Here is an 18360-nt window from a genome sequence, read left to right as displayed (position 1 = left end):
TTGTCTGAAGATTCAAATTTAAAGGAGCTATAGAAAATGGAAAAGGAACATGTGCAGTTAAAACGAACAATGACGTCAAGGCATATTATGATGCTCGCACTTGGCGGTGCAATTGGTGCTGGTCTGTTTAAAGGAAGCAGCTCTGCTATTGATATCGCAGGTCCTGCTGTCATTTTGGCATATATGATTGGTGGTCTTATTTTATTATTTATTATGCAAGGACTTGCCGAAATGACGGTTGCACGACCTGGCGCAAGAACGTTTCGTGATTTAATTGAACCTGTGTTAGGTAAATATCCAGCTTATTTCTTAGATTGGATATATTGGAAAATGTGGGTGCTGAACATTGCAGCAGAAGCGATCGTATCTGCGATCTTTATTCAGTACTGGTTCCCACAGGTGCCGATTTGGATACTTGTGTTAATCATTTCGCTTGTTGTGACATTGATCAATGTTTGTTCCGTTAAAATGTTTGCTGAGACGGAGTACTGGTTAGCTTCTATTAAAATTGCTGTCATTATTTTATTTATTATCATTGGGTTAACCATGCTTTTTGTCTCATTTGGTCAGCATGCAGCACCGGGATTATCCAACTTAACCGGCCACGGAGGATTTTTCCCGAATGGAACGGGCGGCTTAATTGCGGCCATGCTTGTTGTGGTGTATTCATATGGAGGGACTGAAATGATTGGGGTCACATTAGCAGAAACAAAAAACCCTGAAAAAGTCATCCCAAAGGCCATTCAAAGTACATTTGTACGAATCATCGGTTTCTATGTACTGCCGTTTTTCATCATCGTCAGCTTGATTCCTTGGAATCAAGTAAACAATGAGCAAGTGAGTCCATTCGTCACCGTGTTTGCAACAATTGGCGTGCCATACGCAAGTGATATCATGAACGGTATCATTTTACTAGCGATCTTGTCTTCTATGAACTCTGGACTGTACGCATCCTCAAGGGTACTTTATACGCAAGCGATGGATGGACGTGTATGGAAGGGCTTCTCAAAGCTATCAAAACAGCAGGTGCCTGTTAGAGCAATCCTAGTGTGTACATCTACATTGTATGCCGCTGTATTGATTTCTCTTTTTGTAGGAAGTCAAACCTTTAATTATTTAATGGGATCTTTAAGCTATACGGTCTTATTCATCTGGTTTATTATTGCTGTCGGGCATTTAAAATCTCGAAGTGTAGCAGAACCAGGAGGATATCGCGTGAAGCTGTATCCTTTTACAACATGGTTTTCTGTGATTGCGATCATTGCCATTTTCATCGGCGTTGTGTCAACAACTCCAATTGTCCAAACAATGGTCACAATGGGCATTTATCTGATTATTACTCTTTCTTTCTTCATTAACAGAAAGCGGTTTGAAACACCTGCTTAATACAAAAAGCGTGCGGGACCTTTAAAGAGGTCTCACACGCTTTTTTAATGCTGTTTGTATTGCTTGAAATGAACAGGGGGTTGAACAGGATGTGGCTTTGACTGAAGCCCGTAACTCTCTCTTACGATGTAAAGAGGTCGATCTTTTGCCTCGTCGTAGATTCGGCCGATGTATTCCCCGATCATTCCCAGCATAAAGAGGATAATGCCGCTAAAGAACAGCTGTATGACAATTAATGAACTCCATCCTGTAATGGTGCTGTTTGTAAAAAGCTTTAAGTAAAGTACAAGAAACATTGAAATGAATCCGATAGCGGAAAGGGCAATTCCTGCTATACTCGCTAGCTTCAAAGGTTTATAGGAAAAGGAAGTGATTCCATCCATCGAGAGCTTAAGCATCTTTTTGAGCGGATATTTTGTTTCTCCTGCTAGACGTTCATCTCGAACGTACTCTACTGCAATTTGTTTGAAACCTACCCAACTGACTAGGCCGCGAACAAATGGATTTTTTTCTCGTATTTTTCTCATTTCATGGCACACTCTACGATCCATTAACCTGAAGTCGCCGGTGTCGATTGGGATATCTACTTCGGTGATTTGACGTAAAACGCGATAGAAAAGAGAAGCGGTTTGCTTTTTGAAAAAAGTTTCGCCTTTTCGTTTGGTGCGCACGGCGTATACGACTTCATAGCCTTCTTTCCATTTTGCGATCATCTCTAATATCAATTCAGGCGGATCTTGTAGGTCTGCATCTATCACGATGACAGCTTCTCCCTTTGCATAATCCATCCCAGCTGTAATTGCAATTTGGTGTCCGAAGTTACGTGAGAAATCAATGAGTCTTACCTTCGGATCGTTTTGGGAATACCCTTTAATTAGTTCAGCTGTTCGATCCATACTACCGTCATTGACGAAGAGAAGCTCGTATGCTTCTCCCGTCGAATCCATGACTGTTTTCAGTCGCTGATAGGATTCATGGATCACAAGCTCTTCATTATAGACTGGGACTACAATAGAATATTGTATATTCTTTTCCATCAGTCATCGTTCCTCCCTTTTAATAGATGAATTAATCAATGGATAGTTCATAAAGAGTGCCGCTCTCCATTCCGCCCATTCGTCCATTTGACTGATCATTTTGTTCTGATTGTTGGCTGTCTGTTTGCTGGTTCGTTTTGGATGTAGAGCTGTACTGCCATTTAGAAGCAGATACTTCTTTGCCATTTTTTTGAATCCAAGTTAGAATGTCAGAGCTGCCGCCTCTCATACCAGAAAGATAGAAGTATTTGATTTTGCCGTCTTTGACGAGCTGTTTGAATTCACTAAGCGTGAGAATGTTATCAGATCCACTAAATCCACCTAATGCCATAACAGCTTTTCCTGTTTTAATAATGTAAGGTGAAGCAGTGGTTGCATCTGTTGTTCCGAATAGGAATTCTTCTCCCGTATTGTTTTTCTCAAGATAGCTGATCAACTTTTCATTGACTTGTGAACTCATGCTGCCACTTGAAGTGGCAAGCTGAGGACCAGCCTCTGGAAGCATACTATTTCCTCCATAAAGAAGAGGTGTGCTTGCCCAGTATAGTGGTGCAACCAGCATGCCAAGGATGGCGATGAGAGACACGAATTGTTTTCGTTTTTCTTTTCCTTTTATGAAAAGCAGAGAAAGGATTGTTCCAACACCAATGATACCGACTGAAATGCTTATTCCAAGACCGATCGTGCTTGTAAAAGTGGATAGGATAAAGATTTCAAATGCTGTTGTAACGAATATCGCAATTGGAAGCAGCCATTTTTTAAACCCAGCTCCTGTTTGAAATAAGTGTGTCATCGAAACCCATCCGGCTCCTGCTAATACAGCAATTGGTGGTGCCAGCATGATCAAATAATAATGATGGAAAAATCCTGCTACACTGAAAAATGCAGCAACAGGTATAAGCCAAGCTAACCAAAATAGAGTTTCTTTTTGTTTTGTATTGAGACGTCTTCTTTCAAAGGCAGTCGAGAAGAAGATACCAATCGCACCGAAGATTGCAAATGGAAGCAGCCAGCTGATTTGATCGGATAGTTCAGATTGGAATAAACGTAGCGGTCCCTTGGTTCCTGTACCAAACATGCCGGACCCATTTCCCATTTTTCCGCCCACGCCATTTGGCGGTCCATCACCATTACCGCCAAATGGCATATCAGGTGGTGTTGTGCCGTTTGCACTGCTTGGGGGTCCTTGCATTGAAGACTGTTCCTGACTGGATGATTGGTTTGAATTGTCTGAGTTGTTTTGATTTCCACTAGATGGCGGCTGAGGCATGGTGGGTGAATCATTGTCATTTTGCTGATCACCCTGCTGTGAAGGTGGCTGTCCCTCACCCTGATTTGTGCCGCCTCCCCCGCCAGACTGTTGACCAGTCAGCCGCTGGAGACCGTTGTAACCAAAGGCTAATTCTAATGCAGAATTCGATTGACTTGAACCGATATAAGGTCGATTGTCTTTGGCAGTGAGATCAATCGCTATTGACCATGAAGCAGATACACCTAAAAGGACAATCATTGAAACGATCAGCGAGAGTAATTTTTGCTTCCATGTCGTTCGGTAAGCAATGATGAAAAAAAGAATGAGTGCTGGTACGATCATATAGGCTTGTAGCATTTTTGTATTAAAGCCGACGCCAATCATCGCAAATGAAACAATCGCCCAAAGAACCTTTTGCTGTTTTACAGCCTTGAACATCATTCCTGTTGCTAGTAAAAGTATAAAGACAAGTAAGCTGTCAATATTATTTGTTCGAGATACAGCAGCCGCAATAGGTGTACACGCCATGATAAGTGCCGCTAATCTTGCCGCTGCTTGACCAAAAGTTGGTTTGACAAGACGATAGATCAGATAAACAGATCCAATGCCTGCTAAAGCTTGAGGCAAGATGACGCTCCATCCATGGAGACCAAAAATTTTGGCACTGATCGTTTGCAGCCAGAAGGTGAGCGGGGGTTTATCCACCGTGACATATCCTGCTGGATCAAATGAAGCAAAGAAGAAATTATGCCAGCTTTGCATCATACTTGTGACAGCCGCAGTATAATACGCATTCACCGTATCATCTTCCCAAATGTTATAAATGTTTAAGATGGCAGATAAGATCAATATGAAAAATAAATAAATATCAAATTTCTGAAAACGTCTGATCAAAAGCATGTCACTCCTTTTTCTTCACTTGAAAAAAGTGTAACAAGCAAATATGAATAAAATGTTAATAAAAAAAGTCCATTTTTTTATTTTTTAGAAATAAAAACAGCTCTTGATGAAAAGAGCTGTTCAAGTTGTAGAAAGTTCTATGGATACTGAATTTATCAGATAAAGTAGTGATTCCAATGAGAGTAAATATGTGAGTAGCTATAGAGTAGGTGAGCTCTCATTGAATGGAGCATTGGGAAGGTGAATGTTGGCTGTCGTACCAAAGCCAGGCTCAGATTGAATGTCGAATGTTCCATGATGTTTTTTGATGATTTGATAGACAATGGCTAGTCCAAGCCCAGAGCCGCCATCCTTTCTTGTTCGTGCTTTATTTACACGATAAAATCGCTCAGAAACATGTGGGAGATCTTCTTTTGGAATACCGTTGCCTTCGTCGGTCACTTTCAATTGAGCAACACCTTGGTGAATTTTTAATTCAATCGATATTGATTTCCCAGATGGCGTGTAATGAATAGCATTGTCCAGTAAATTACGTATCACTTGTTGGAGACGGTCGCTATCACCATAAACAATACAATCTTCTTCAAGCGATCGTTTGAAAGTAATGCTTTTTTTGTCAGCGATGAATGCCATTTGATCAAGAACATCATGGATGAGCTGTGCAAAGACGATTGGCTCCATCGTAAGTGGATAAGAGTCACCTTCTAACTGTGCAAGATCTAAAAGATCGTGCACAAGACGGCTTAAACGTATGGCCTCATCTTGGATGATTTGCATGCCTTTTTTTTGATCAATGATCCCTTCTTCAATTCCTTCTGCATAGCCTTTCATATAACTTAAAGGAGTTCTAAGTTCGTGAGAGACATTCGCAAGAAATTCTCTACGGTGCTGTTCAACTTTTTCGAGGGTTGAAGACAGTTTATTAAAGGAGCGGCTAAGCTGGTTTAACTCATCTCCTTTTTTTGTTACGGCCATTCGTTTTGAGAAATCACCAGATTCCATTTCCATTGCAATTTCTTTCATTTTATTAACTGTCTGCACAATGTGATTGGAGCTCTTATAACCGATCAAGAATATCAGGAGCAAAATCAATAAGATGGATATACCAAGCGTCAATCTAATTTGGACAAAGGGCTCATATACATCTGATAATGGCATAGAGAGGAAAATAGTTCCCGATAGATCATCATTGCTTGAGAAAACAGGAATGGCGATGCCAAGAATATCTTGGTGAAACTGTGGGTGTTCTCTAATTAATACGACGGTTTCACCTTGCAGGAGCTTTTGGCGTTCCTTGAACGTAATGAGATTATCATTTGTGTTCGTATCAAAAGGAAGACCACTTGAAAGCTCCATTGGATCATCTGTAAAAATAACGTTCGCCTGACTTGAGTCATTTGCCCATTTCATTCTGTCGGTAAAATACTTGTCTTTCCCGTGTGTGTGATAGATTTCTGCCAGCTTCTTACCTTGCAAACTTAAGGAATCGATCTGTTTATCAATATATAAGTGCTGGTATAAGTAAAAGGTAAGGGCAAGCGCTGATGCTGCAACGATTCCGATCACTGCAAGAATTAAGAAGAGTACTTTCTTTTTAATCGATAATGGCTTCATTCTTCCTCCTCAAACTTATAGCCGACACCCCAAACGGTTTTAATATATCGTTCTGCTCCCTTTAACTTCAGTCGCAGCGTTTTGATATGTGTATCGACTGTTCTTAAAGAGCCGCTCGATGAATGTGATTCCCACAATTTTTGATAAAGTTGTTCTCGTGAAAACACTTGTCCTTGGTTGAGCAAAAGAAACATGAGTAAATCAAATTCTCTTCTTGTTAAATTAACGGGCTGTTGATGGAGGTAAACTTGTCTGCCATCTTGATCGATCTCCATGTCACCAATCTGTATTCGGCTGCGCTTTAGCGAAAGACCTCTAATTCGCCTCAGGGTTGTTTCAATTCTTGCTGCAAGCTCACGCAGACTGAAAGGCTTCATGATGTAGTCATCCGCTCCAATTTCAAGTCCTCTAATCCGGTCCTCCTCATAACTCCTCGCTGTTAAAAATAAAATCGGTATTTGAGAGGTTTGTCGAATACGCTGACAGACTTCAAATCCATCTAAGTCAGGCATCATGATATCTAATACAACAAGGTCAACGGATTCCTTTTCAAACTGATGCAAGGCATCCTTTCCATTATTCGCAGTGATAATGTGAAAGCCATGTCTCTTTAAAAAAGACCCGATTAACTCAAGCATATCAAGCTCATCATCTACGATTAAAATACGCATTTGTTCCTTCATTTCTTTTCCTCCAACACGATAGCATAAGGTCCTGATGGGACATTCAGTTGATTTTTCATGATAAGTGAGTGTTTATCAATGATGGATACTGAGTTGTCATCCAAGTTACTCACATAAATTGATGTCGTATCAGCGGTGATATAATTTGGATTTTGACCAGTTTCAACAGAAGCAAGCTGCTTATTTGTTTTGGTATCTACTTTGTATAGCGTATGATCTCCATGACATAGTACATATAAAGTAGAAGAATTTTTCTCTGAAAAAAATGCAACAGGCATAACGCCTAGTTTTATTTCTCGCTGTTTTTTTCCTGTTTTAGGGTCATAAGCAAAAATACTCTTATTTAAGGTGCCTTGTTTACCATGGCCGCCGATCCAAATGGACTGTCCATCAAAATGAATTCCAGAAGGCCGTTCAAGTACAGAAAACGTACGTATATTTTTCCCCTTTTTTATATCTATGACGGAGACAGTATGACTTTCGACATTTAAAACAAATAAAATACCTGATGAAGAAAGAGTCATAGAAGAAGGTGATTTTTCGGTTTTCACAGTCGATTTTATTTTTTTACGCTCCGTATCAATAAAATAAACGACATTTTTCTGTGAGTTGGCAGCAATTAATGTATGAGAAGCTTTATCATATGTAAGGGAAGTCAGTCCTTTATCCACGTCCATATAATCTGTTGCTGTCCCGTTTTTTAAATTAATTTCGATAAGGGATTCTTCCTCTTTACTTGTAGCGATGATGACGTCTTTATTGATTTGAATAAGATCAGTGAGTGGGTGTTTCAAATCCACAGAAGAGAGCATTTTATTTTTTTGTATATCAACTATTGAAAAGGAGGCTTTTTTTAATTGCGAGATGACAGCGATGGTTTGAGAGCTGCCTGGCGGCGTAAATTGCTGTTCTTTTCCACAGCCTGTCAGGAATAAAAGTAGAGCTGATAAACAGATTAAAACATATTTCACACGTTCCATTATTCCGCTCCTTTGCGTTCTCTCTTTTCAAAATCATACCACAAAAATTGTGAAAAAAAATTGAAGTTATCTATGCTGAAAAGAATGAAAAAAAGCTTTTAGGTGAGTGAGGGAGACCATTTGCACCTGAAGTTCTTTTTTTGTCTGGAATTATGCCATTTTCTCTTCTTTAAAAGATGATTTTCAGGATTTGATAGCTGCACTCGCTATAGTTTACAGTGATACAAATAACTCCCCGCTCTAAATAGACATAGAGCAAGGGAGTCATTAGGCGGAATGTTCAGATGATGGAGAGGTTGATTTGGTTTTTACACGTTGAGATAAAAAGAAACCAAGAATGCCTGCACCCATTAATACAATAAATAAAGATTGAAAACCACTCATGATCCCAATCAATGTAGACGAAATGATACTGCCAAAATATCGAAAGGTAGAGAAAATACCAGATGCTGAACCAGATAAGCTTTGATCAACAGATGTTAAAGAAGCCATCTGCATACTGGTCATCCCAATCCCTGATGAAATTCCACCTGCGACAAGTGTTACGATAAGCAGAGGTAAGGTAGGGTACTGACTGAGTGTGATTAACATGATGCCTGATAAAGTGAGACAGAGAAATGAAAAGCCAATCATTTTTTTCGCGCCTTTTTTCGGATGGAGTCTTGCCCCTAACAAGCCGCTAATAGACATGCAAAGAGAAAATACTGATAGAATAATACCGCTTTGTGTATGAGAAAGTGCAAGTTGTTGCTCCATAAACAGCGGCATAATTAGAAGGATGGCATACATCACAAAATTACTTAACATGATCGACAGGTTTGCATTTGTAAATGAACTGTTTTTAAAAAGCGACAAATCAATGATCGGATTCTTTACTTTCCGTACGTGTTTAAAGAATAAAGGAATCACGATCAACGCTAGAATTCCATAGATCAAGTATTCATTGAGCAATTGGCTTTTTGTGCATAGAATGAGTGTGGCAATCCCGATGGTTAAGTACAATGAACCAATGATGTCGACATTTATTTGTAAGCGTGTATGGTTTATTTTTGGAATGAGTAATACGCCTGTAACAAGTGTAAGGAACAAGAATGGGATATTTACAAAGAATATAGAGTGCCAATCAAAACTCTGAATAAGAATCGAACCAATAAAAGGTCCAAGTGCGGCACCAATACCGGCTCCAAACCCAAAGTATCCCATTGTTTTAGACAGTTTTTCGGGGGATACTGTTGCACGAATCAATGCAATGCTATTCGGTGTTAAAATAGCACCACCAGCTGCTTGAATGGAACGAAAAATGATGAGAAAAGCTAGATTAGGTGCTAAAGCACATCCAATCGAGCCAATTAAAAAGAGCATGACCCCAATTAAATACATTCGCCGGTGTCCGTATATATCTCCTAACTTACCAGCAATAGGCTGAGTGACTGCCATGACAATAAGATAAATTGTGACAACCCAAGTGATGTTTGAAAGGGATTGATCATAATACGTTGATATGGATGATAGAGCAACTGCGATCATCGTTGAGTTGACTGGAACTAGTATAGCCCCAAGCAACAAAGAATAGATGACCAAACTCTCTTTTTTTAACCTCAATGTGTATACCACCTTTTGTAAAAAAGAAGAATTTCACCCTTTAAGCGGGAGAAATTCCTCTCATGAAAATGTGTGTGCATGTCTCAATAAAATCTTCTTTTTGTGTGAGCACGAGTTGGAAATCTTGCTCTAGCTGCTGAATGAAAAATCCGTAATACGTACTAATGAAGATGTCTGCATAAATGTCTTCTTTTCCTTTTAATACATGATGCTTGGCACCCATCTTTTTGAAATATTGTATCAGCATTTCTCTCAGTTCTTGAGGATATATCTTTTCATGATTCGTTAAATCCTTAAACATATCCGGTTCTCGCATGCTGATATAAATAAATTCTTTTTTGGAAGCCAAATTTTCAAGGAAATAGTTACCGAGAAACTTTAAATCGGTGTATAAATCGCCTTTAAATTCTGCTTCTAGGGTTTTTGTCGGTAATGATTTCATCTTCATAATGGCAGCAATGACGCCGCGTTTGTTTTTAAAGTTGCGGAAAATAGTTGCTTCACTCACATTCGCTTTTGTCGCTATTTCTTTGGTTGTTGTTTTTTGATAGCCCTTTTCAGTTAATAAATCCATTGTTGCGCGAATGATTCGTTGATTTGTAGATTTTAACAAGCATACTCACCTCAGGTTATGAATGTGTTTGCAACAAAGTAAGTATACCGATAAAATCTATGACCGCCAATATGATAAGTTTATGAACGTGAATGCTGCTTTAATATCTGAACGCGTCCATTGCTGCCATCTACTGTCACAAGGTCACCGGATTGGAGTGTTTCAGTCGCTCTTCTAGTCCCTAAGACAGCTGGCATCATATACTCTCTAGCAATAATAGCTGAATGAGATAAAATGCCTCCAGCATCTGTGATGACTGCTTTTGCATCTCTAAATAAGCTCGTCCATAAGGGTGTAGTCGATTTGCAAACTAAAATATCATCCTTTTGAAATTGTGAGAATTCTTCAGCGCATGTAATGACTTTTACTCTTCCAGAAACAATACCGCTGGATGCGCCAATACCATGGATCACATCGTTTGTGTTGTTTTCGTTTTCTCTTAACGAACCAAGCATTCTTTCCACTTGCTGCAATTCAGCTTCAGTTGGTGTGCCGGTGTAAGCTGGGAGTTGAATGTCTTCATTTTCTTTCATTTCTATTTTTCTTTGCTGGACAACCGATTCGAATGAGGTAGACGTTGTGAGCGCTTTGTGTACCTCTTCATCATAGAGATTCCATATATCATCTTGATGAGGAATGGCTCCTTTTTGTGTAAGAAGTTCACCAATTTTTAATAGATATACCCGGGCTTTAGCATCTAACATGGCATCAATGTAGAAATGGTGGTCATCTCGGATATTCGCTGCTTGAAGGGCAAATTGATATAGCGTCTCAAATTTTGTTTTAAACGACTCATCCTTCACTTGACTCATAAAATGTTTATACGTCTCTTGTCTTTTGATAACTGCTTTTGCAAATTCTTCATCAAAATCACATTGGGACTGAATGTTATTTCTAATGATATCTAATATATACTCAGGGTTCTCTATCCATGTTTCTTCCGTAAAGTCATGACTTTTAACAGATCGCCAGCCGTAAACCTGGAGAAATTCCTCTAATTTGGAAATGAAGTGTTTTCCTTTTTTCGAGTGATTGAGTGCATACAAAAGCTCTGAGTTCTTTTCATGCTGAATAAATGTTTGATGAAGTTCTGGATCTTGAAGGACTTCCTTTGCTATATCCGATAGCATCTTATCTATTTCAAGAGATTTGTTCATTACGCCTATCATCATTTCGTGCAGCAAGACGACTTGTGTTTGATCACCGGTATACGTCACAAGCATGTCTTCGATTATGGATGATAGAATGACTTGTGGCATGATGATATCAAAATGATCATCATATGCTTGTATATAAAAATCCTTTAATTCTTCAAAGCCAATAATGGCTTTTTCAATGGTCATAGGTTCATTTATTTGTCGATCGAGTTTTTCGTAAAATGGAAAGAAATTTTTTTCTAGAATCTCATACATCCGTTCACTTAAATGCGGAAATAACTCAAATATACTTTCATCAAAAACAGGTGCAGCTCCATCTTCCGTTTGTGGTAGGTCCGGTGCTGAGTATAGGTGGCCTCTGTAAAGCTTTATATCTTTGATGTTCATATCAGGTACTCGATACTTTTCTCCGTTTTTCTTCATCCCGCTTTTTAAGGCTGGTATGATCAGGCTTGAGAAAAGAGGGCTCGTTGGACCAGGCATATGATCATCCATTGAAATCCAGAAATCATGCAGCTCTTCTGGCTGCATTTGAAAAGAAGCACCCGCTGTTTCATTTACTGCTTTTGGGAGAGCTGTGGTAATCGGTCTTGCTTGAAGTAAATAAAACGCCCCATCTGCAATTCCAAATTCGATATCGACTCCATGTCCGTAAAGCGCTTCTACTTGTTTCGTGATTTGTGTGATTTCCTTCAATTGATCATCATTTAGGCAAAACTGGCCAGCCATTTTCTCCGCTACTGGCTGTTCGATGACACCCTCTTGAAAAGGAACAATTTGCAGCTCTTTCGCTCCAAGTGTTTTTTCAATCAAAAAATTCTCTTTATCTACAATATATGTGTCTGGTGTCACAAGACCGGAGACAATTGCTTCTCCCAATCCGTAGCTTGCGGTCAGCATCATTTCATTTGTTTTCCCCGATACTGGATTCTCACTAAAGATGACACCGGAGACGTCAGAATGGACCAATCCTTGAACGACAACAGCCATAAGCGGCATGTCTTCTTCGTTTTCAGCCATCTCTTCTTTATATTGTGCGACTCTCGTTGCAAAATAAGAAGACCAGCATTCTTTGACCGCCTGTAAAAATTCTTCATTTGTTTTGATATTTAAATAGGTCTCATACTGTCCTGCAAATGAGGCGCCTTCGAGATCTTCAGCAACAGCAGAGGAGCGGACTGCAACTGAGGGATAAGTCTTCAGCAATGATTGAAAGGACGAAAGCAGCTCTGTTTCCATTTGTGAAGGAAACGGTGCTTCTTTGATTTGTTGTTCAAGTTTTTGTTCTGATAGCTGCAGATTGTGATATGAAAGAAAGCTTGCAAAACTTTTGGTTTTGATAATAAATCCATCTGGGACTGGCAGGCCGTGATTGTTTAATTTGATTAAATTTAGGCCTTTTGCCCCTGCGAGTGATGCGGATTCTTCAGCCGCATGAAATAAAACTGAATACATGGGAATGCCCCCTTATCCAAATAGCCAATGTTTGTATGTCTCTCTATATTTTTAAAATGATAGTGCGCACTATCATTTTAATCATAGAATTTATTGGATGTTATTGTCAAAGACGTAAAGACCTATCTTTATAAAGGGGACGATCTCACTAATTTCCTTCTATTTCTATAACAAAAGTCTCCGAACATGAAGAAAAAAGGAGAAATTGAAAACTGTGAATTGTTCATTATGCCAATCTTTACTATAATCAAGGAAGTAGACCATGAAGAGGGAGGGTTTTTGTGATTACAAAAGCCATATTTGCACTAGTTTTTCCTTTCCTGCTCGTTATTTTATTTTCAAAGGTTACTTATAATCATTACGTGGGCATTGCGTTAACAGCAGCGCTTTTATTTGCTTCGTACATGAAAGGCTATACAGAAACCTACTTTATTGTGGGATTAGATATTATTTCTTTAGTAGCTGGGGCTTTGTTTATGGCTAAAAAAGAAATCGAAAAGAGAGAAAAAGCTGAAAAACATCAATGATGTTATCTCAATGCTGAAAGCTGACATGTTTTAAACAAGAGCTGTGCTTACGATTTCTAGTAAGTACAGCTTTCTTTTTCTGTTCATCGAATATCTCACCCCAGAATGTTCCATACTGAAAGGAAGGCTTTCTTAAGAGGGTTATTTGCCATGGGAGAGAGGGTATGACTGTATTGGAAATAAAAATCAAGTAAGAGCCGAACTTTAGTTCGTATTTTTGTGTTCTTTTATGATAATATATTCATTAGATAGATTTCGTAACGAAACGGAGGCTTTGATGTGAGTGACCGCTTTGAATTAGTTTCTAACTATCAGCCCCAAGGAGATCAGCCAAAGGCGATTGAAAAGCTTGTTGAGGGGATCCATCAGGGGAAACAGCATCAAACGCTGTTAGGTGCAACAGGTACGGGAAAGACCTTTACTGTCTCCAACCTGATCAAAGAAGTGAACAAACCGACACTTGTCATTGCGCATAATAAGACACTTGCCGGTCAGTTATACAGCGAATTCAAGGAATTTTTCCCGAATAATGCTGTTGAATATTTTGTGAGTTACTATGATTATTATCAGCCAGAGGCATATGTACCTCAGACCGATACATTTATTGAGAAGGATGCCAGCATCAATGATGAGATTGATAAGCTGAGACACTCGGCTACGTCCTCGTTATTTGAGAGAAGAGATGTCATCATTATTGCCAGTGTGTCCTGTATTTATGGCTTAGGTTCGCCAGAGGAATACAGAGAGCTTGTGCTGTCTTTGCGCACTGAAATGGAGATTGAACGCAATCAGCTCCTTCGTAAGCTGGTGGATATTCAGTATTCTCGTAATGATATAGATTTTCAGCGCGGAACCTTCCGAGTCAGAGGAGACGTCGTTGAGATTTTTCCTGCTTCACGAGATGAGCATTGTATCAGAGTGGAGTTTTTCGGTGATGAAATTGAACGTATTCGTGAAGTGGATGCGCTGACTGGAGAAATACTTGGTGATCGTGATCATGTGGCTATTTTCCCAGCATCTCACTTCGTCACAAGAGAAGAAAAAATGGAAAAGGCAATTATTAATATTGAACAAGAGCTTGAAGAACAGCTTGAAAAGCTTCGTGAAAATGGAAAATTGCTTGAAGCGCAGCGCCTTGAGCAGCGGACAAGATATGACCTTGAGATGATGAGAGAGATGGGCTTTTGTTCAGGAATCGAGAACTATTCAAGACATCTGACCTTGCGTCCTCCTGGTTCAACACCGTACACACTGCTTGATTATTTCCCAGATGATTTTATGATTGTTGTCGATGAGTCGCATGTGACGATTCCGCAAATCCGCGCCATGTACAATGGGGACCAAGCGAGAAAGCAAGTGTTGGTTGATCACGGATTCCGCCTGCCATCAGCACTTGATAATAGACCGCTCACCTTTGATGAGTTTGAAAAGCATATCAATCATATTGTGCATGTATCAGCAACGCCTGGTCCATACGAGCTTGAGAAAACGCCAGAGGTTGTGGAACAAATTATCCGCCCAACAGGATTACTTGATCCAATTATTGAAGTCCGTCCGATTGAAGGACAAATTGATGATTTAATTGGAGAAATTCATGCGCGAATTGAGAAAAATGAGCGTGTGCTCGTGACCACATTGACGAAGAAAATGTCTGAGGATCTTACTGATTACTTAAAAGAAATCGGAATCAAGGTGAATTACCTGCATTCAGAAATTAAGACCCTTGAGCGGATTGAGATAATCCGTGATTTGCGTCTCGGTAAATATGATGTGCTTGTTGGAATCAACCTTCTTCGTGAAGGATTGGATATTCCAGAAGTGTCACTCGTGGCGATTTTAGATGCGGATAAAGAGGGCTTTTTGCGCTCTGAAAGATCCCTCATCCAGACGATTGGCCGTGCAGCGAGAAATGCAGAAGGCCGGGTCATTATGTACGCAGACAATATGACGAAATCGATGGACATTGCGATTCAAGAAACGAAGCGAAGACGAGAACAGCAAGAAGCATATAACGAGAAATTTGGGATTACCCCGCAAACGATCCATAAGAAAATTCGAGATGTTATTAAGGCAACAAAGATACATGAGGATTCGGAAGAATACGAAACAAAAGCAGCACCAAAGCTTTCGAAAATGAGCAAAAAAGAAAGAGAAAAAGTGATCGAAAAAGTCGAGATGGAAATGAAAGATGCAGCAAAAGCGCTTGATTTTGAAAAAGCAGCAGAATTAAGAGATCTATTGCTAGAGCTAAAAGCGGAAGGATGATTGCCTGATGGCTATGGAACGAATAGAGGTGAAAGGTGCTAGAGCCCACAACCTTAAAAATATTGATGTGAATATCCCGCGTGACCAGCTAGTGGTCATTACGGGATTATCTGGTTCAGGAAAATCGTCGCTTGCCTTTGATACCATTTATGCAGAAGGTCAGCGCAGGTACGTTGAATCTCTTTCAGCGTATGCACGCCAATTTCTTGGGCAAATGGATAAACCGGATGTAGATGCCATTGAAGGTCTTTCTCCAGCGATTAGTATTGACCAGAAAACGACGAGCCGAAACCCTAGATCAACAGTTGGTACTGTCACTGAAATTTATGATTATTTGCGTCTCTTGTATGCTCGAGTCGGAAAGCCGATTTGTCCTATACATGGGATTGAAATTACGTCACAAACGATTGAGCAGATGACAGATCGTATTTTAGAGTATCCTGAAAGAACGAAATTACAAGTGCTTGCCCCAGTTGTATCCGGCCGCAAAGGAACACATGTGAAAGTACTTGATCAAATTCGGAAGCAGGGCTATGTGCGAGTGAGAGTCGATGGAGAGATGGAAGACCTTTCAGAAGATATCGAGCTTGAAAAGAACAAGAAGCATTCCATTGAAGTGGTGATTGATCGTATCGTGGTGAAGGAAGGCGTGGCTGCTCGTCTGTCTGACTCACTTGAAACCGCGCTGCGGCTGGGCGAAGGCCGAGTGATGATTGATGTGAGTGGACAAGAAGAGCTGTTATTCAGCGAACATCATGCTTGTCCGCATTGCGGGTTCTCTATTGGTGAGCTTGAGCCGAGAATGTTCTCATTTAATAGTCCTTTTGGTGCCTGCCCGAGCTGTGATGGGCTCGGTTCCAAACTAGAAGTCGACCCTGAGCTTGTCATTCCTAATAAGGATCTGACTTTACGTCAACATGCCATTGCACCATGGGAGCCGCAAAGCTCGCAATACTATCCTCAGCTTCTTGAGGCCGTATGTACACATTATGGCATCGACATGGACATCCCTGTGAAAGATATCCCATCGCATTTATTCGATAAAATTTTATATGGAAGCGGATCTGAACGGATTTATTTTAAATATGAAAATGATTTTGGTCAGGTACGTGAAAATGAAATTGAGTTTGAAGGCGTTCTTCGGAATATTGAACGGCGTTATAAGGAAACCAGCTCTGATTATATTCGTGAGCAAATGGAAAAATATATGGCGAATCAGCCATGTCCGACATGTAAAGGATATCGTCTGAAAAAAGAAACGCTGGCGGTTCTCATCAATGGCAAGCATATCGGAGAAATCACCGATTTGTCTGTCTCTGATGCCCTTGATTTCTATGAAAAAATCGAGTTGTCTGAGAAAGATTTGCAGATTGCCCAGCTCATTTTGCGTGAAATCAAAGAGCGCTTGTCTTTCTTAAATAATGTGGGATTAGATTATCTGAATTTGAGCCGGTCAGCTGGCACACTATCAGGTGGAGAGGCGCAGCGGATTCGCCTGGCGACTCAAATCGGGTCAAGGCTGACAGGTGTTCTTTATATATTAGATGAACCATCCATTGGTCTGCATCAGCGCGATAATGACCGGTTGATCGGGACGTTGAAAAACATGCGTGACATCGGGAACACACTAATTGTCGTCGAGCATGATGAAGATACCATGCTAGCCGCTGATTATTTAATAGATATTGGACCTGGAGCAGGAGTTCATGGGGGAGAAGTGATTTCAGCTGGAACGCCAGAAGAAGTCATGAAGGACCCGAAATCATTAACAGGACAATATTTATCTGGTGAGAAATTTATCCCGCTGCCAATTGAGAGAAGAAAGCCTGACGGCCGCTATATTGAGATAAAAGGTGCAAAAGAAAACAACCTAAAAAACGTGAATGCGAAGTTTCCTCTGGGCGTCTTTACAGCTGTGACCGGAGTATCCGGCTCAGGGAAAAGTACGCTTGTGAATGAAATTCTATTAAAATCACTTTCGCAAAAATTGCACAGAGCGAAGGCGAAGCCAGGGCAGCACAAAGAAATCAAAGGAATGGATCATTTAGATAAGGTCATTGATATTGATCAATCTCCAATTGGCCGTACACCTAGATCGAACCCTGCTACGTATACAGGTGTCTTTGATGATGTGCGGGATGTGTTTGCACAAACTAACGAAGCAAAGGTACGAGGCTATAAAAAAGGCAGATTCAGTTTTAACGTCAAAGGCGGGCGCTGTGAGGCGTGCCGCGGAGATGGCATCATTAAAATTGAAATGCACTTTTTGCCAGATGTGTATGTGCCTTGTGAAGTGTGTCACGGGAAACGGTATAACCGCGAAACTCTTGAGGTCACATATAAAGGGAAAAATATTGCTGATGTGCTTGAAATGACTGTGGAGGACGCACTCCAATTTTTCGAGAATATCCCGAAAATTAAGCGGAAGCTTCAAACGATTTATGATGTGGGGCTTGGATACATTACACTTGGACAGCCTGCAACGACATTGTCGGGAGGAGAGGCGCAGCGCGTGAAATTGGCATCTGAGCTTCACCGCCGTTCAAACGGAAGGTCTCTTTATATTTTGGACGAGCCGACAACAGGTCTGCATGTGGATGATATTGCCCGTTTATTAAAAGTGCTTCAGCGTTTGGTTGAGAACGGGGATACGGTACTGGTCATTGAGCACAACCTTGATATTATCAAGGCTGCTGATTACCTCGTTGATCTCGGACCAGAAGGCGGTGCAGGCGGCGGAACAATCATTGCCTCTGGCACTCCTGAGCACATTGCAAAAGAAGAAGCATCTTACACAGGTCAATACTTGAAGCCTATTTTAGAGCGTGACCGTAAGCGCATGAAACAGCTGGTTAAAGAAACGGAAAGTGTGACTTCTTCATAAAGAAA

At 40.4% G+C, this 18360-nt stretch carries 12 protein-coding genes; 4 read left to right on the top strand and 8 right to left on the bottom strand.

Going from position 1 to position 18360, the window contains the following annotated elements; translation table 11 throughout:
* Positions 1 to 36: 36 nt before the first annotated feature.
* Complete coding sequence (locus ACP69X_RS02065; RefSeq protein ID WP_041088073.1) at positions 37 to 1386, top strand: amino acid permease; 1350 nt, start codon at positions 37 to 39, stop codon at positions 1384 to 1386.
* Positions 1387 to 1430: 44 nt separating this feature from the next.
* On the opposite strand, the gene ACP69X_RS02060 is transcribed toward ACP69X_RS02065, so the two are convergent.
* The 8 genes from ACP69X_RS02060 to ACP69X_RS02025 form a co-directional block, all read right to left on the bottom strand.
* On the bottom strand, positions 1431 to 2423 hold the full coding sequence (locus ACP69X_RS02060; protein ID WP_039181735.1) for a glycosyltransferase family 2 protein: 993 nt from the start codon (positions 2421 to 2423) through the stop codon (positions 1431 to 1433).
* Positions 2424 to 2454: 31 nt separating this feature from the next.
* Positions 2455 to 4569, bottom strand: a complete 2115-nt coding sequence (locus ACP69X_RS02055; protein ID WP_426052373.1) for a glycosyltransferase family 39 protein — start codon at positions 4567 to 4569, stop codon at positions 2455 to 2457.
* A gap of 204 nt (positions 4570 to 4773) precedes the next feature.
* A complete protein-coding gene (locus ACP69X_RS02050) occupies positions 4774 to 6189 on the bottom strand; it encodes a HAMP domain-containing sensor histidine kinase (RefSeq protein WP_426052372.1) in 1416 nt (471 codons plus the stop codon).
* Positions 6186 to 6872, bottom strand: a complete 687-nt coding sequence (locus ACP69X_RS02045; RefSeq protein ID WP_073978930.1) for a response regulator transcription factor — start codon at positions 6870 to 6872, stop codon at positions 6186 to 6188. Before ACP69X_RS02045 ends, ACP69X_RS02050 begins: the two co-directional genes overlap by 4 nt.
* Positions 6869 to 7852 carry a YncE family protein gene (locus ACP69X_RS02040; RefSeq protein ID WP_426052371.1) on the bottom strand — a complete coding sequence of 328 codons (984 nt, stop codon included), beginning with the start codon at positions 7850 to 7852 and terminating at the stop codon, positions 6869 to 6871. Before ACP69X_RS02040 ends, ACP69X_RS02045 begins: the two co-directional genes overlap by 4 nt.
* A gap of 267 nt (positions 7853 to 8119) precedes the next feature.
* The gene (locus ACP69X_RS02035) at positions 8120 to 9454 is read right to left on the bottom strand and encodes an MFS transporter (RefSeq protein ID WP_411242567.1); all 1335 of its coding nucleotides are present in this window, start codon (positions 9452 to 9454) and stop codon (positions 8120 to 8122) included.
* Positions 9455 to 9494: 40 nt separating this feature from the next.
* The gene (locus tag ACP69X_RS02030) at positions 9495 to 10067 is read right to left on the bottom strand and encodes a TetR/AcrR family transcriptional regulator (RefSeq protein WP_305960587.1); all 573 of its coding nucleotides are present in this window, start codon (positions 10065 to 10067) and stop codon (positions 9495 to 9497) included.
* A gap of 80 nt (positions 10068 to 10147) precedes the next feature.
* Positions 10148 to 12679 carry a PEP/pyruvate-binding domain-containing protein gene (locus tag ACP69X_RS02025; protein WP_426052370.1) on the bottom strand — a complete coding sequence of 844 codons (2532 nt, stop codon included), beginning with the start codon at positions 12677 to 12679 and terminating at the stop codon, positions 10148 to 10150.
* A 281-nt stretch (positions 12680 to 12960) separates the two neighbouring features.
* Between ACP69X_RS02025 and ACP69X_RS02020 the strand changes: the two genes are divergently transcribed.
* The 3 genes from ACP69X_RS02020 to uvrA all read left to right on the top strand — a co-directional run bounded on the left by ACP69X_RS02020 (position 12961) and on the right by uvrA (position 18355).
* Entirely contained in the window at positions 12961 to 13206 is a 246-nt protein-coding gene (locus tag ACP69X_RS02020; protein WP_025093987.1) for a CsbA family protein, read from the top strand.
* Between the two features lie 279 nt (positions 13207 to 13485).
* Positions 13486 to 15471 carry an excinuclease ABC subunit UvrB gene (gene uvrB, locus ACP69X_RS02015; protein ID WP_039181713.1) on the top strand — a complete coding sequence of 662 codons (1986 nt, stop codon included), beginning with the start codon at positions 13486 to 13488 and terminating at the stop codon, positions 15469 to 15471.
* Positions 15472 to 15478: 7 nt separating this feature from the next.
* The gene (gene uvrA, locus ACP69X_RS02010; RefSeq protein ID WP_426052369.1) at positions 15479 to 18355 is read left to right on the top strand and encodes an excinuclease ABC subunit UvrA; all 2877 of its coding nucleotides are present in this window, start codon (positions 15479 to 15481) and stop codon (positions 18353 to 18355) included.
* Positions 18356 to 18360: the final 5 nt, after the last annotated feature.

Origin of the sequence: Bacillus sp. DC4300-2b2, from assembly GCF_049895685.1 — a bacterium.
In the GTDB taxonomy this organism is placed as follows: Bacteria; Bacillota; Bacilli; order Bacillales; family Bacillaceae; genus Bacillus; species Bacillus safensis.
Note: the sequence above shows the minus strand (reverse complement) of the source record. Positions and strands in the feature narration are given on the sequence as shown.

Bases quoted from the DNA above. Each gene is read 5' to 3' on its own strand.
- ACP69X_RS02065 (WP_041088073.1), top strand. From the start codon at position 37: ATGGAAAAGGAACATGTGCAGTTAAAACGAACAATGACGTCAAGGCAT.
- ACP69X_RS02060 (WP_039181735.1), bottom strand. From the start codon at position 2,423: ATGGAAAAGAATATACAATATTCTATTGTAGTCCCAGTCTATAATGAA.
- ACP69X_RS02050 (WP_426052372.1), bottom strand. From the start codon at position 6,189: ATGAAGCCATTATCGATTAAAAAGAAAGTACTCTTCTTAATTCTTGCA.
- ACP69X_RS02045 (WP_073978930.1), bottom strand. From the start codon at position 6,872: ATGAAGGAACAAATGCGTATTTTAATCGTAGATGATGAGCTTGATATG.
- ACP69X_RS02040 (WP_426052371.1), bottom strand. From the start codon at position 7,852: ATGGAACGTGTGAAATATGTTTTAATCTGTTTATCAGCTCTACTTTTA.
- ACP69X_RS02025 (WP_426052370.1), bottom strand. From the start codon at position 12,679: ATGTATTCAGTTTTATTTCATGCGGCTGAAGAATCCGCATCACTCGCA.
- uvrA (WP_426052369.1), top strand. From the start codon at position 15,479: ATGGCTATGGAACGAATAGAGGTGAAAGGTGCTAGAGCCCACAACCTT.